Raw genomic sequence first — 14,341 nt, 5'->3', positions numbered from 1 at the left:
CGTGGTCTTACTTACTCAAATCCAACTGATAAATGGCGAAGCCGATGTCATCGGTAGCGACTTTCTTCAGTGGATACTGGCCTTTCTCTTTGATAAACGCAGCGGCTTTATCAGACGGTGATGTTTCAAAGCGAATATCCAGTTGTGTCTCGCTGTGAATCGGCGCCAGACGCCAGTTGTTATCTGCCGCTGGATGAATTTCGCCTGCGCTCTTTGTCTGGGAACCTATCCATGCTGCCAGCACCGAGCGGTTTTCATCTGGTGATGCAAACGCGATGTGGCTGTCGCCGGTCCCGGCAAACTTACCGCCGTAGGCGCGGTAGTTGTTGGTCGCGACGAGGAAGGTTGCGTTCGGATCGATCGGTTTGCCGTTAAAGGTCAGATTTTTAATACGCTCCGCTTGCGGGTTAATCGTCTGGCATTCACCGTCATAGCGAGCGGGTTGTGAAACATCAATCTGATAATTCACGCCGTCAATCACGTCGAAGTTATAGGTACGGAAGCCATCCCAGTTAATTAACGACTGTGGTTTGCTGCTGTGGATATCAATCTGATTAAACTGCCCGGCGGAACATTCCAGCCACTCTTTCACCTCTTTACCGCTGGCTTTCACCACGACCAGGGTATTGGGATAGAGATACAAATCAGCGGCGTTACGGAAGGTAAGCTGACCTTTTTCGACTTCGACAAAGCTGGCCGGATCGTTCTTGCGTCCACCGACTTTAAACGGCGCAGCGGCGGAAAGTACCGGTAGTTTTGCCAGGTCCGGATCGCCCTGGATAAAATGTTCCACATAGGCTTTCTGCGCGTTATTCACCACCTGCACGGTCGGGTCGTCCTGAACCAGCGCCAGATAGCTGTACATGTTGTCGGCAGATTTACCGATTGGCTTGCTGACAAACTCACGCGTGGCATCGTGATCGGCTTTTAGGATCTCAACGATTTTTTGGTCTTCGCCAGCCAGTGATTTTTTGGCCGCGGCGTCATAAATCGGGCGCGCCTGCGCTTTCCCCTGCGTAACCTGCCATTTACCGCTGTCGTTATTCAGCACTAAATCCACCACCCCCAGGTGATCGCCCCACATGCCCGGCATCACCGCAGGAACGCCATTGAGCGTGCCTGTTGTGATATCTGCGCCTTTGATGTTGGCAAAGTCTTTCCCCGGGAAAACGGCGTGAGCGTGACCAAACATAATGGCATCCACGCCCGGAACTTCACTGAGGTAGTAAACGGAGTTTTCCGCCATCGCCTGGTATGGGTCGGCAGAAAGCCCGGAGTGAGCAACCACCACCACGACATCGGCACCTTTGGCTCGCATTTCCGGCACGTATTTACGTGCGGTTTCCGTAATGTCATTCACCGTCACTTTGCCGCTGAGGTTGGCTTTATCCCAGGTCATGATCTGCGGCGGCACAAAACCGATATAGCCAATTTTCAGCGTCTGCTTGTTTCCTTCCTGATCGACAACCTCAGTCTCTTTGATCAGATAAGGAGTAAACAGCGGCTTTTTGGTCTTAACGTCGATGATATTGGCGTTAACGTATGGGAACTTCGCCCCGGCTAGCGCGTTGTGCAGATACTCAAGACCGTAGTTAAATTCATGGTTGCCAAGGTTACCCACTGCGTAATCCAGCGTATTCAGTGCCTTATATACCGGATGCGTTTCGCCCGCTTTCAGCCCCTTGGCCGCCATATAATCCCCGAGCGGGCTGCCCTGAATCAGATCACCGTTATCAACCAGCACGCTGTTTTTGACTTCACCACGTGCTGCGTTGATCAGGCTTGCCGTACGAACCAGGCCAAATTTTTCAGTCGGCGTATCTTTGTAATAATCGAAATCCATCATATTGCTATGCAAATCAGTGGTTTCCATTATACGCAGATCGACGGTCGCGGCATTGACGCTGGCTGCAATCAGCGTGGCCAGAAACGTTGCACTAAACTTAATCATCAGGGGCATCCTTTTAAGATCTAAGCCACAAAAGAAAATGTATATAAATCTTCTTGCTTACAGAACTGTGAATCATGACATGAATATAGCGTTTAAAACCGCAGACGCTATCACAGTTGGCGGATCCTTTGGCGATCGGGTATAAGTAAAACAACGAGTTAACACCACGAAAGAAACGAGGTGGAGAATGTTAGAACATGTATGCCAGCTTGCACGGAATGCGGGCGATGCCATTATGCAGGTCTACGATGGAATCAAACCGATGGAGATTACCAGCAAGCAGGACGATTCTCCGGTCACGGCGGCGGATATCGCCGCGCATACGGTGATCCTCGAAGGATTACTGGCGCTGACGCCGGATATTCCGGTCCTGTCTGAAGAAGCGCCTCCTGGCTGGGATGTTCGCCAGCACTGGCAGCGCTACTGGCTGGTAGACCCGCTGGACGGTACCAAAGAGTTCATTAAGCGTAACGGTGAATTCACCGTCAATATTGCGCTTATCGAGCAAGGAAAGCCGGTACTGGGCGTGGTTTACGCGCCGGTGATGAAAGTGATGTACAGCGCGGCAGAAGGTAAAGCGTGGAAAGAAGAGTGCGGCGTGCGCAAACAAATCCATGTTCGTGACGCGCGTCCGCCGTTGGTGGTGATTAGCCGTTCGCATGCTGACAATGAGTTAAAAGAGTATCTGCAACAGTTGGGTGAGCACCAGACCACATCGATTGGCTCATCGCTGAAGTTCTGCCTGGTGGCGGAAGGGCAGGCACAGCTGTACCCACGTTTTGGGCCAACTAACGTATGGGACACTGCCGCTGGCCACGCCGTTGCTGCCGCAGCCGGGGCGCACGTTCACGACTGGCAGGGGAAATCTCTGGATTACACCCCACGTGAATCATTCCTCAACCCCGGCTTCCGCGTCGCTATTTACTGAGTAATTTGTGCAGCAGGGCAATAACCTGCTGCACCTCTTCCTGCGTCAACGCACCATCTTTTGCCCACTGAACGCGTCCGTCCTTATCAAGTACGGCGATAGCGGAGCTCTCTTCATCCAGTTGCCAGGCTTTACGCGCAATGCCATTGCTGTCGACAATAAATTGTGACCACGGGTAGAGCTTCTTATTGCTCTCCAGACTGCTGCGCACAAACATACCGGAGCCAGGAATAGCGTCATCGGTGTTGACGATCGTGGTGGTCTGGTATTTGTCGTGCGGCAGGTTGGCCGCTTTGATTGCCTCGATCAGCGTAGCATTTTTCTCTTTGGCGGAGGTGCGTCCGGCAATGTGTTGCACAATTCGCACTTTCCCTGGCAGCTGCGCGCTATTCCAGCTTTTGTAGCTAAACTTATCGTTATCGAGAATCAGTTCGCCACGATCGGCGATCCCCACCGGCGGTACGCGCTGGTTAGTCTCAAACGAATGCGCACAGGCAATCATCGGCAGCAGCAGGCACGACAGCGCCAGCAGTTTTTGTAAGGTCATAGGTTTTCCTTCTTTCTTTATTTTGCAGGTGATCCGACCACTTGGGTCTGGAATTTAATCATATGTGCGATTGATGCTTTTTCCCGCAAGCGCGATGCCAGTTTGCGGACGGGCGCACAAATCCTGCGAAAAATGAAGGCTTATACTGAAGACAGCGAAGCGTTGAAAAGATAATTCTGAATATTTGTAACCTGAAGGTAAATAAACTTATACACGCTGGAAACATGAGCGAGATAGTCTATAGTCATAGGGCATTAAAATTTGCGCCTGAGGATTGTCGGACCGATTGTGGTACCGCAAAGGCGTAATGCTCAGCAGGAGACAACAATGAAAATTTTCCAACGATACAACCCGCTGCAGGTGGCGAAGTACGTGAAGATCCTGTTTCGTGGACGGTTATATATCAAGGATGTAGGCGCTTTTGAATTTGATAAGGGTAAGATTCTTATCCCAAAAGTGAAGGACAAACTGCATTTTTCCGTGATGTCCGAAGTTAACCGTCAGGTCTTGCGTCTGCAAACTGAGATGGCTTGATCAAAGTGCTATGCGGTAGTTAAAAAAACGGCTCCTGGATGGGAGCCGTTGATGTTTCTGCAGGACGTTAAGACGCCTTTGCCTCTTCTTTTGCATCCGGCAGTTTCGGTACCAGTACGGTAGGTTTACTGTCCAGACGCGTCACCAGCAGCTGATCGATCTTGTAGTTATCGATATCCACCACTTCAAATTTGTAGCCTGAATACTTCACCGAGTCGGTGCGTTTCGGGATTTTACGCAGCATGAACATCATAAAGCCGCCGATGGTTTCATAGTTGCCGGACTGCGGGAACTCATCGATATCCAGGACGCGCATAACGTCATCAATCGGCGTACCGCCATCGACTAACCATGAGTTTTCATCGCGCGCCACGATCTGCTCTTCCAGACCCTGACCGACTAAATCGCCCATCAGCGTAGTCATAACGTCGTTGAGCGTGATAATCCCCACCACCAGCGCGTACTCGTTCATGATGACGGCAAAGTCTTCGCCTGCGGTTTTGAAGCTTTCCAGCGCTTCAGAGAGCGTCAGCGTATCCGGCACAATCAGCGTATTGCGGATCTGTACGCCACTGTTCAGCGCCATGCTTTGGTTCGCCAGTACGCGGTTGAGGAGATCCTTTGAATCGACATAGCCAATGATGTGGTCGATATCTTCGTTACACACCAGGAATTTGGAGTGTGGGTGTTCCGCCACCTTGTTCTTCAGGCTTTGCTCATCTTCGTGGAGATCGAACCAGATAATATTCTCGCGCGAGGTCATGGAAGACGGTACGGTACGGGATTCCAGTTCGAACACATTTTCAATCAGCTCATGTTCCTGCTTACGCAGAACCCCAGCTAACGCACCCGCTTCGACCACGGCGTAAATATCGTCCGAGGTGATGTCGTCTTTACGCACCATCGGGATCTTAAACAGACGGAAGATGTTATTTGCCAGACCGTTAAAGAACCACACCAGCGGGCGGAAGACGAGCAGGCAGAAGCGCATCGGGTTGATGATACGCAAAGCCACAGCTTCTGGCGCAATCATACCGATGCGTTTCGGAGTTAAATCCGCGAACAGGATGAACAGGCCAGTAACCAGCGAGAACGACAGAATAAAGCTTAACTGTTCGGACAGCTCTGGAGTGAAGTACTTCGAGAAAAGGCTGTAAAACGCCGGGGAGAAGGCCGCATCACCGACAATACCACCGAGAATTGCGACCGCGTTAAGGCCAATTTGCACGACGGTAAAAAACATGCCGGGGTTTTCCTGCATTTTCAAAACACGTTGTGCGTTTACGTTGCCTTCATCGGCAAGCAGTTTAAGTTTTATTTTGCGTGATGCAGCAAGCGAGATCTCGGATATCGAGAAAAACGCACTCACGGCGATCAGGCAGAGAATGACTAAAATACTGTTTAACATATCTTATCCGACCGTTAAGGCCAGATCCTCGGAAGGGATAAATTGATAAATCCGTGTGAAATACACATTGAAAACCGGTCCGAAGGGAGTGGACCGGCAATTTCAGGAGCTAGTATAGCGTAAGGTACTGTAAAGCCGCCAGAGGGTGGCGATTATCCTTGTGGCGGCAGACAAACGCCAATCCCGCCAATGCCACAGTACCCATAAGGATTTTTATGCAGATACTGCTGGTGGTCGTCCTCGGCATAGTAGAACGGGGTTGCGGTAGTGATTTCCGTTGTAATAGTGCGCTCGTCGCCAGCGGCGGTCATTGCTGCCTGAAAACGCTCAAGGCTTGCCTGTGCCGCGACGGTTTGCTCCGGCGTTAACGGGTAAATGGCGGAGCGATACTGCGTCCCCTGGTCGTTTCCCTGACGCATGCCCTGCGCCGGGTCGTGATTTTCCCAGAACACCTGCAGCAGTTGCTCGTAGCTGATAACATGCGGATCATAGACGACGCGTACCGCTTCGGCGTGTCCGGTATCGCCGGAACACACTTCCCGATAGGTTGGGTTAGGGGTGTAGCCGCCGGTATATCCGGCCGCTGTGCTGTATACCCCGGGTAATGACCAGAATAAACGTTCAACGCCCCAGAAACATCCCATGGCGAAAAAGGCTATCTCCATACCGTCGGGCACGTTGGTCATCGAATGTTGGTTAACCGCATGCAGCGTTGCCACTGGCATCGGGGTGTTGCGTCCAGGTAGGGCATCTGCTTGAGTAACAAGATGCTTTCTATCAAATAAACTCATGGCCGTTCTCCCGAAATCAGTCATTTGGGTTAAGGTTGTAACGAGACGCGTCTTTGCCCACAATAAACGGCGTGAATACGTCTAGAGTTAAACATAAGAAATATTTGGGTTGTCGTCTGTTTTTCAACTCTTATTGTTGATTTTTTGTTAAGCCGAGGAACGGCATAGTATTTTTTTCCAGGGGTGGGAAAAAAGGATATTCAGGAGAAAATGTGCCACATATCCGTCAGTTATGTTGGGTGGGATTACTGTGCTTAAGTGGCTCCGCCGCCGCAGCGAATGTTCGCTTACAGGTCGAAGGATTATCAGGACCGCTGGAGAAAAACGTCCGTGCGCAGCTATCCACGATTCAAAGTGATGAAGTCACTCCAGACCGACGCTTTCGTGCGCGCGTTGATGATGCCATCCGCGAAGGGCTAAAAGCGCTGGGCTACTTTGAGCCCACCATTGATTTTGAGCTGCGTCCGCCGCCGGCGAAAGGACGCCAGGTGCTGATTGCCAAAGTGACCCCTGGTGAGCCGGTGCTGATTGGCGGCACCGAAGTGATTCTGCGCGGTAGCGCACGTACGGATAAAGATTACCTGGATCTGCTGAAAACGCGACCGGCAATCGGCACCGTGCTGAATCAGGGAGACTATGATAACTTCAAAAAATCACTCACCAGCGTGGCGCTGCGCAAAGGCTATTTCGACAGTGAATTTAATAAAAGCCAGCTTGGGATAGCGCTCGAACGCCGCCAGGCATTCTGGGATATCGATTACAACAGCGGTGAACGCTATCGCTTTGGCCATGTCACTTTTGAAGGCTCGCAAATTCGCGATGAGTACCTGCAAAATCTGGTGCCCTTTAAAGAGGGTGAAGAGTACGAGTCGAAAGATTTGGGCGAACTGAACCGTCGTCTGTCGGCGACCGGATGGTTTAATTCCGTGGTCGTCGCACCGGAATTTGATAAAGCCCGTGAAACCAAAGTGCTGCCGCTGAAAGGTGTGGTGTCGCCGCGAACTGAAAATACCATCGAAACCGGGGTCGGTTACTCAACTGACGTCGGTCCACGGGTGAAGACCTCGTGGAAAAAGCCGTGGATGAACTCCTATGGCCACAGCCTGACCACCAGCGCCAGCATCTCTGCGCCAGAGCAGGTTCTTGATTTCAGTTATAAAATGCCGCTATTAAAGAACCCGCTGGAGCAGTATTACCTGGTGCAGGGGGGCTTTAAGCGTACCGATTTAAACGATACCGAGCAGGACTCCACTACGCTTGCGGTTTCCCGCTACTGGGATCTCTCCAGCGGCTGGCAGCGCGCGATCAACCTGCGCTGGAGCCTCGACCACTTTACCCAGGGTAACGTCACTAACACCACCATGCTGCTCTATCCGGGCGTGATGATCAGTCGGACGCGCTCGCGCGGCGGTCTGATGCCAGTCTGGGGCGACTCCCAACGTTATTCCATCGATTACTCCAACACGGCCTGGGGTTCAGACGTTGATTTCTCCGTCTTCCAGGCGCAAAACGTCTGGATCCGCACGCTGTACGATCGTCATCGCTTTGTGATGCGCGGCAACCTCGGCTGGATCGAAACCGGGGACTTCGACAAAGTACCGCCGGATCTGCGTTTCTTCGCCGGGGGCGATCGCAGCATTCGCGGCTACAAATACAAATCTATTTCGCCTGAAGGCAGCGACGGCAAGCTGAAAGGGGCCTCGAAGCTGGCGACCGGCTCGCTGGAATATCAGTACAACGTGACCGGAAAATGGTGGGGCGCGATGTTTGTCGATAGCGGCGAAGCGGTCAGCGATATCCGCAGAAGCGATTTCAAAACCGGTGCCGGGGTCGGTGTACGCTGGCAATCGCCAGTGGGACCCATCAAGCTCGACTTTGCTGTCCCTGTGGGCGACAAAGATGAACATGGTTTACAGTTTTACATCGGTCTGGGGCCTGAATTATGAGTTTATGGAAGAAGATAAGCCTCGGCGTGCTGATTTTTATCCTGCTGTTGTTAGGCACGGTGGCGTTCCTCGTCGGCACTACTTCGGGCCTGCATCTGATCTTCAAAGCGGCGAATCGTTGGGTTCCGGGGCTGGAGATTGGTCAGGTCACCGGCGGCTGGCGGGATTTATCGCTCAAAAATATTCGTTATGACCAGCCTGGCGTGGCGGTGAATGCTGGCGAAGTGCATCTGGCCGTGGGGCTTAACTGCCTGTGGGACAGCAGCCTGTGCGTCAACGATCTGTCGCTGAAAAATATCAACGTGGCGATCGACAGCAAAAAGATGCCGCCATCAGCGCCGGTTGAAGAGGAAGAGAGCGGTCCGCTTAACCTTTCCACACCTTACCCAATCACGCTTTCGCGCGTGGCGCTGAACAACATCAATATCAAAATCGATGACACCACGGTTTCGGTGCTGGAATTTACCTCCGGCCTGAACTGGCAGGAAAAAACGCTGACCCTGAAGCCAACGTCATTACAGGGGCTGCTGATTGCCCTGCCTAAAGTGGCGGAAGTGGCGCAGGAAGAGGTTGTCGAACCAAAGATTCAAAATCCGCAACCGGATGAAAAACCGCTCGGCGAAACGCTAAAAGATCTGTTCTCAAAGCCGGTGCTGCCGGAAATGACCGATGTCCATCTGCCGCTCAATCTCAACATTGAAGCGTTTCGCGGCGAGCAGTTGCGCGTGACCGGGGATACGGATTTAACGGTACATAACATGCTGCTGAAAGTGAGCAGCATTGACGGCAACATGAAACTCGATGCACTGGATATCGACTCGAATCAGGGGACGGTAAAAGCCAGCGGCACGGCGCAACTGACCGACACGTGGCCGGTCGATATTACGTTAAACAGCACGCTCAACGTGGACCCGTTAAAAGGCGAAAAGGTGAAGCTGAAGGTCGGCGGCGCGCTGCGTGAACAGCTGGAAGTCGGCGTAAATCTGTCTGGTCCGGTGGATATGGATCTGCGGGCGCAGGCGCGTCTGGCGGAAGCCGGATTGCCGCTCAACCTTGAGGTGGTGAGTAAGCAGGTTTACTGGCCGTTTACCGGCGACAAGCAGTTCCAGGCTGATGACATCAAGCTCAAACTGACCGGTAAGATGACCGACTATACGCTGTCGATGCGTACCGCTGTGAAAGGTCAGGATATTCCTCCGGCTACCATCACGCTGGACGCCAAAGGCAACGAACAGCAGATCAATCTCGACAAACTCAGCGTTGCGGCGCTGGAAGGGAAAACTGAGCTGAAAGCGCTGGTGGACTGGCAGCAGGCGATCAGCTGGCGCGGGGAGCTAACGCTGGATGGCATCAACACGGCGAAAGCGATCCCGGAGTGGCCATCAAAACTGAATGGCCTGGTGAAAACTCGCGGCAGTCTGTACGGCGGAAGCTGGCAGATGGAGGTGCCCGAGCTGAAGCTGACCGGCAACGTGAAGCAGAACAAGGTTAATGTGCACGGTTCGCTGAAGGGTAACAGCTACCTGCAGTGGACGATCCCGGGCCTGCATCTGGAACTGGGACGCAACAGCGCGGATGTGAAAGGGGAACTGGGAGTCAAAGACCTCAATCTCGACGCGACGATTGATGCCCCGAGCCTGGATAACGCGCTGCCTGGACTGGGCGGTACGGCGAAAGGGCTGGTAAAAGTTCGCGGTACGGTTGAAGCGCCACAGCTGCTGGCGGATATCACCGCCCGGGGTCTGCGCTGGCAGGAGCTGTCCGTCGCTCAGGTGCGCGTCGAAGGCGACGTGAAATCGGCAGAGCAAATCGCTGGTAATCTCAACGTTCGCGTAGAGCGGATTGTACAGCCTGACGTGAATATTGGCTTGGTGACGCTCAATGCCAAAGGTAGCGAAAAGCAGCATGAGCTGCAGCTGCGCATTCAGGGGGAACCGGTCTCCGGGCAGCTCTCCCTGGCAGGTAGCTTTGATCGCCAAGAGCAGCGCTGGAAAGGTGCGTTAAGCGATACCCGCTTCCAGACGCCGGTCGGTCCGTGGTCCCTTAACCGCCCTGTCGCGCTGGATTATCGCAATCAGGAACAGAAAATCAGCATTGGGCCGCACTGCTGGAACAACCCGAATGCGGAACTGTGCGTACCGCAAACCATTGATGCCGGTGCACAAGGACGCGCGGTGGTGAACCTTAACCGCTTTGACCTGGCGATGCTAAAACCGTTTATGCCGGATACAACCCAGGCCAGCGGTGTTTTCACTGGCAAAGCTGATGTTAGCTGGGACACCACCAAAGAGGGGCTGCCGCAGGGGCAGGTTACGCTGAGCGGACGTAACGTGAAGGTCACGCAAAGCGTGAACGATGCGCCGCTCCCTGTGGCGTTTGAAACGCTGAATCTGACCGCCGACCTGCACAATAACCGTGCCGAGCTGGGCTGGCTGATTCGCCTGACCAACAACGGGCAGTTTGACGGCCAGGTGCAGGTGACGGATCCGCAAGGACGCCGCAGTCTCGGCGGCAACGTCAACATCCGCAACTTTAATCTGGCGATGGTGAACCCCATTTTCTCGCGCGGTGAAAAAGCGGCAGGGGTGATCAACGCCAACCTACGTCTGGGCGGCGATGTGCAAAGCCCGCAGCTGCTCGGACAGCTGCAGCTGAGCGGTCTGGATATCGACGGTAACTTTATGCCGTTTGACATGCAGCCAAGCCAGTTAGCCGTTAACTTCACCGGAACACGCTCAACGCTGGCGGGCGTGGTGCGTACGCAGCAGGGCGAAATTAACCTGAGCGGCGATGCCGACTGGAGTCAGATAGACAACTGGCGGGCGCGCGTTGCGGCTAAAGGCAGCAGGGTTCGTATAACCGTGCCGCCGATGGTCCGCCTGGACGTATCGCCGGACGTGGTCTTTGAAGCCACGCCGAGCCTGTTTACCCTCGATGGCAACGTGGATGTGCCGTGGGCGCGTATCGTGGTACACGACCTGCCGGAGAGCGCGGTAGGGGTTTCCAGCGATATGGTCATGCTTAACAACAATCTGCAACCGGAGAAACCGCAGACAGCAGGTATTCCGATCAACAGCAACCTGAACATCCACGTCGGTAACAACGTGCGTATTGATGCCTTTGGTCTGAAAGCGCGTCTGACGGGCGATCTGAAAGTGGTGCAGGATAAGCAGGGGCTGGGGCTGAACGGACAAATTAATATTCCGAGCGGGCGTTTCCATGCCTATGGTCAGGATCTGATTGTGCGTAAGGGTGAGCTGTTGTTCTCCGGTCCGCCGGATCAGCCGTTACTCAACATCGAAGCAATTCGTAACCCAGAAGCCACCGAAGACGACGTGATCGCCGGGGTTCGCGTCACGGGCACTGCCGATGAACCGAAGGCGGAGATCTTCTCCGACCCGGCGATGTCGCAGCAAATGGCGCTTTCCTACCTGCTACGCGGACAAGGACTGGATAGCGAACAGAGCGACAGCGCGGCAATGACTTCAATGCTTATTGGTCTGGGGGTTGCACAAAGTGGTCAGGTTGTGGGTAAAATCGGGGAGACATTTGGCGTAAGCAATCTGGCACTGGACACACAAGGGGTGGGTGATTCATCTCAGGTGGTTGTCAGCGGATACGTACTGCCAGGTCTGCAGGTGAAATATGGTGTGGGTATATTTGACTCCTTAGCGACACTCACGCTACGTTATCGTCTGATGCCTAAGCTATATCTGGAAGCAGTGTCTGGCGTAGATCAGGCACTTGATTTGCTCTATCAGTTCGAGTTTTAGCAATGCGAATATTTGTCTACGGCAGTTTACGAACCAAACAAGGCAACAGCCACTGGATGACCAATGCCCTGTTGCTGGGAAATTTCAGTATCGACAACTACCAGTTGTATAGCCTGGGCCACTATCCAGGCGCCGTTCCAGGAGAGGGAACAGTACACGGGGAAGTTTATCGTATTGATAACGCCACGCTGGCAGAGCTTGACGCTCTGCGTACCCGCGGCGGTGAATACGCACGCCAGTTAATTCAAACGCCGTACGGAAGTGCATGGATGTACGTGTACCAACGTCCGGTTGATGGCTTAACGCTGATTGAAAGCGGTAACTGGTTAGACCGAGACCAGTACTGATATGAACACGCCACCCTCGGGTGGCGTTGTTTTATTCTGGATTTAAAACTCCACGCGCGCGCCGAGGTTATAGCGGCGTCCTTCCACCTGTGCGGATTCGTTCCACGCGGTTGTCAGTTTCGGATCTTCATCCAACACGTTGTAGACCCCAGCCATCAGTTGCGTGTGCTTATTGAGCTGATAACGTACGCCTACGTCCACCATCGTGTAGTCATCGTATTTATAGTTATTGCCGCTGTTGCGGTTACTGCTGCGATAATTCACCGTACTCCATACGTCCAGGCTTTGCGTTGCCGCCCAGTTCAGCGACAGATTCGCCATATGGCGCGGATAATCGTTGAGCGCGTAGCCTTTGTTAACGCCGCTTTTTTGTTCGCTGTGGTTCCAGGTGTAGTTAGCGTTGGCTTTTACATCGGCGGTAATCTGCCAGTCGGCATTCAGTTCTATACCGTATACATCCGCCTCGCTGACGTTGAAGTATTTACTGACGGAATCCGCGTTGTAGCCGTTGACGGAGCACTGGTTCGTCGACGTGGTTTCACAAATAGTTTGTTCAGCAATTTTGTCTTTGAACTGCGTATAGAAGACGGTGCTGTCGAGCGATAGCGCATCTCCCGTCCAGTAGAGGCCCAGTTCAGAGTTAACGCTTTGTTCAGGTTTCAGGTCGTCGTTACCAACGGTGAGGAAGGGATAAGGTACGGTTGAGCCGTAAGGGGTTACGAAGTTGCTGGACGTCGCGCGCAGCTCCGGTTTTTTATAGCCTGCGGAAACGCCGCCTTTCAGCGCCCAGTCATTGCTAAAGGCCCAGTTACCGTACATTTTCGGCGTAATATGTGTGCCAAAATTGTCATCCTGGTCCATCCTCGCTGACGTGGTCAGGATGAAATCGCCAATGCTCCAGCCGTCTTCAGCAAACAATGCCCAACCGTTACGGCTGATTTTGGTCACCGGGTCAGATCCGGGCAGCGTTTTGTTGGCCACATCAAAGCGGTCATTCAGCTCTTCGCGCGTGAAATTCGCCCCAACGGTCAGTTTATGGGTGTCGAGCGTGAAAGTGGTTTGCGAATTGGCGACGTAGTTCTCCATCTGCACATACTGCGGGGACTGTCCGTCATAAACGTACTTCGAACGGCCTTTTTCATAGTTTATGTAGTTGGTCGTCGCGATGGTGTCGTCTGCATACCAGCCGGTATGCGTCAGGGTGGCGGCGTTACGATCGAACAGCCATGACCACGGCGCACCGCGTTTCTGGGTACGGTTTTTTTCCTGCTCACCGGTGACCACGTTGAGATCGAACAGGTTATTTTCGCTGGCGGCCAGGCCCAATGTCATATCAACGGATTTACGATTGTGTTTGCCAAAATAGTTATTGCGATCGTCATCGCGACGGTCAAGCCAGTCGGCCGCCACGCTAAGGCCGAGAACATCGGGCACAATCGGCCCCATGGTAAACAAATTCATCTGGCTGGTATTACCTAAATACTGGTGTTCCTGCAGCCAGGTATTGGCAGCAATTGCCGTGGTCCACTCTTTTGCGCCGTACGGTTTTTTGGTAATGACGTTAACCACACCGCCGATGGCGTCTGAGCCGTACAGCGAGGACATCGGCCCACGGATAACTTCAATACGCTCAATGGCCTCCATTGGCGGTAAGAAGTTGGCTTCAGTACCAATATCATGTCCGTAAGGGCGAGATTCACCGGTATTTTGTTTGACGCTGTTGACCATAAAAGCGGTATAGGACGGGTCCATGCCGCGGATCATAATGCTGCCGGCGTTCATACCGCTGCTGTTGGTGACCGAGACGCCGGGAAGGTTTTTAATGGCTTCACCGATGCTACGGTCCGGCTGAATATCCAGCGTGTTACGATCGATAACTGAAATAGTGGCCGGCGCTTCGCGTTTTTGCTGCGAGAATCCGGATGCGGTGATCACCATTTCATCTTCGCTAGTGCGTGAGGTCTCGGTGAGTTCTTCTGCCTGGGTGGGGAAAATAACACCGCCTGAGAATGCAACGATCCCTGTCAGCGTAATAAGTTGACGCGTTTTCATAATATAGACACCTGAAAAGTAAAAAATAAAAACATCACCTTGCAGCCCAAAAAAGCTGCAAGGT

10 protein-coding genes are annotated in these 14,341 nt (G+C 53.2%); 5 read left to right on the top strand and 5 right to left on the bottom strand.

Annotation, left to right across the window (positions count from 1 at the left end; translation table 11 throughout):
- Window positions 1-7 precede the first annotated feature (7 nt).
- Complete coding sequence (cpdB, locus tag HV314_RS22265; protein ID WP_016155525.1) at window positions 8-1,951, bottom strand: 2',3'-cyclic-nucleotide 2'-phosphodiesterase; 1,944 nt, start codon at window positions 1,949-1,951, stop codon at window positions 8-10.
- 187 nt (window positions 1,952-2,138) lie between these two features.
- On the opposite strand from cpdB, the gene cysQ reads away from it, so the two are divergent.
- On the top strand, window positions 2,139-2,879 hold the full coding sequence (gene cysQ, locus HV314_RS22260; RefSeq protein ID WP_016151445.1) for a 3'(2'),5'-bisphosphate nucleotidase CysQ: 741 nt from the start codon (window positions 2,139-2,141) through the stop codon (window positions 2,877-2,879).
- Here cysQ and HV314_RS22255 read toward each other — a convergent pair.
- A complete protein-coding gene (locus HV314_RS22255; protein WP_016151446.1) occupies window positions 2,869-3,426 on the bottom strand; it encodes a YtfJ family protein in 558 nt (185 codons plus the stop codon). The two genes, cysQ and HV314_RS22255, sit on opposite strands and share 11 nt — an antisense overlap.
- Before the next feature lie 327 nt (window positions 3,427-3,753).
- On the opposite strand from HV314_RS22255, the gene HV314_RS22250 reads away from it, so the two are divergent.
- Window positions 3,754-3,960, top strand: coding sequence for a DUF1107 domain-containing protein (locus HV314_RS22250; RefSeq protein WP_003025710.1), 207 nt, complete (start codon window positions 3,754-3,756; stop codon window positions 3,958-3,960).
- Between the two features lie 67 nt (window positions 3,961-4,027).
- Here HV314_RS22250 and HV314_RS22245 read toward each other — a convergent pair whose 3' ends face one another.
- Both HV314_RS22245 and msrA read right to left on the bottom strand, forming a co-directional pair.
- On the bottom strand, window positions 4,028-5,368 hold the full coding sequence (locus HV314_RS22245; protein ID WP_003830418.1) for a hemolysin family protein: 1,341 nt from the start codon (window positions 5,366-5,368) through the stop codon (window positions 4,028-4,030).
- A gap of 152 nt (window positions 5,369-5,520) precedes the next feature.
- Window positions 5,521-6,159 (bottom strand): peptide-methionine (S)-S-oxide reductase MsrA, encoded by a 639-nt coding sequence (gene msrA, locus HV314_RS22240; RefSeq protein WP_046275831.1) that lies wholly within the window; start codon window positions 6,157-6,159, stop codon window positions 5,521-5,523.
- 212 nt (window positions 6,160-6,371) lie between these two features.
- On the opposite strand from msrA, the gene tamA reads away from it, so the two are divergent.
- From tamA to HV314_RS22225, 3 genes are read left to right on the top strand one after another with little or no spacing between them, the layout of a single operon-like run.
- Window positions 6,372-8,105, top strand: a complete 1,734-nt coding sequence (tamA, locus tag HV314_RS22235) for an autotransporter assembly complex protein TamA (RefSeq protein WP_181546750.1) — start codon at window positions 6,372-6,374, stop codon at window positions 8,103-8,105.
- Window positions 8,102-11,878 (top strand): autotransporter assembly complex protein TamB, encoded by a 3,777-nt coding sequence (tamB, locus tag HV314_RS22230; RefSeq protein ID WP_103928857.1) that lies wholly within the window; start codon window positions 8,102-8,104, stop codon window positions 11,876-11,878. Before tamA ends, tamB begins: the two co-directional genes overlap by 4 nt.
- A gap of 2 nt (window positions 11,879-11,880) precedes the next feature.
- A complete protein-coding gene (locus HV314_RS22225) occupies window positions 11,881-12,225 on the top strand; it encodes a gamma-glutamylcyclotransferase family protein (protein WP_016151451.1) in 345 nt (114 codons plus the stop codon).
- Between the two features lie 42 nt (window positions 12,226-12,267).
- Here the strand turns inward: HV314_RS22225 and HV314_RS22220 are convergent, their stop codons facing one another.
- Window positions 12,268-14,277 carry a TonB-dependent receptor domain-containing protein gene (locus tag HV314_RS22220; protein WP_016155530.1) on the bottom strand — a complete coding sequence of 670 codons (2,010 nt, stop codon included), beginning with the start codon at window positions 14,275-14,277 and terminating at the stop codon, window positions 12,268-12,270.
- Window positions 14,278-14,341: the final 64 nt, after the last annotated feature.

It is taken from the genome of Citrobacter sp. RHBSTW-00887, assembly GCF_013728095.1.
GTDB lineage: Bacteria > Pseudomonadota > Gammaproteobacteria > Enterobacterales > Enterobacteriaceae > Citrobacter > Citrobacter braakii.
The sequence above is the reverse complement of the archived record's forward strand: the minus strand, read 5'-3'. Positions and strand labels throughout refer to the sequence as shown.

Excerpts from the sequence above, each read along its gene's own strand:
- cpdB (WP_016155525.1), bottom strand. The coding sequence starts at position 1,951 with ATGATTAAGTTTAGTGCAACGTTTCTGGCCACGCTGATTGCAGCCAGC.
- HV314_RS22255 (WP_016151446.1), bottom strand. The coding sequence starts at position 3,426 with ATGACCTTACAAAAACTGCTGGCGCTGTCGTGCCTGCTGCTGCCGATG.
- tamB (WP_103928857.1), top strand. The coding sequence starts at position 8,102 with ATGAGTTTATGGAAGAAGATAAGCCTCGGCGTGCTGATTTTTATCCTG.
- cysQ (WP_016151445.1), top strand. The coding sequence starts at position 2,139 with ATGTTAGAACATGTATGCCAGCTTGCACGGAATGCGGGCGATGCCATT.
- msrA (WP_046275831.1), bottom strand. The coding sequence starts at position 6,159 with ATGAGTTTATTTGATAGAAAGCATCTTGTTACTCAAGCAGATGCCCTA.
- HV314_RS22220 (WP_016155530.1), bottom strand. The coding sequence starts at position 14,277 with ATGAAAACGCGTCAACTTATTACGCTGACAGGGATCGTTGCATTCTCA.
- HV314_RS22225 (WP_016151451.1), top strand. The coding sequence starts at position 11,881 with ATGCGAATATTTGTCTACGGCAGTTTACGAACCAAACAAGGCAACAGC.
- HV314_RS22250 (WP_003025710.1), top strand. The coding sequence starts at position 3,754 with ATGAAAATTTTCCAACGATACAACCCGCTGCAGGTGGCGAAGTACGTG.
- HV314_RS22245 (WP_003830418.1), bottom strand. The coding sequence starts at position 5,368 with ATGTTAAACAGTATTTTAGTCATTCTCTGCCTGATCGCCGTGAGTGCG.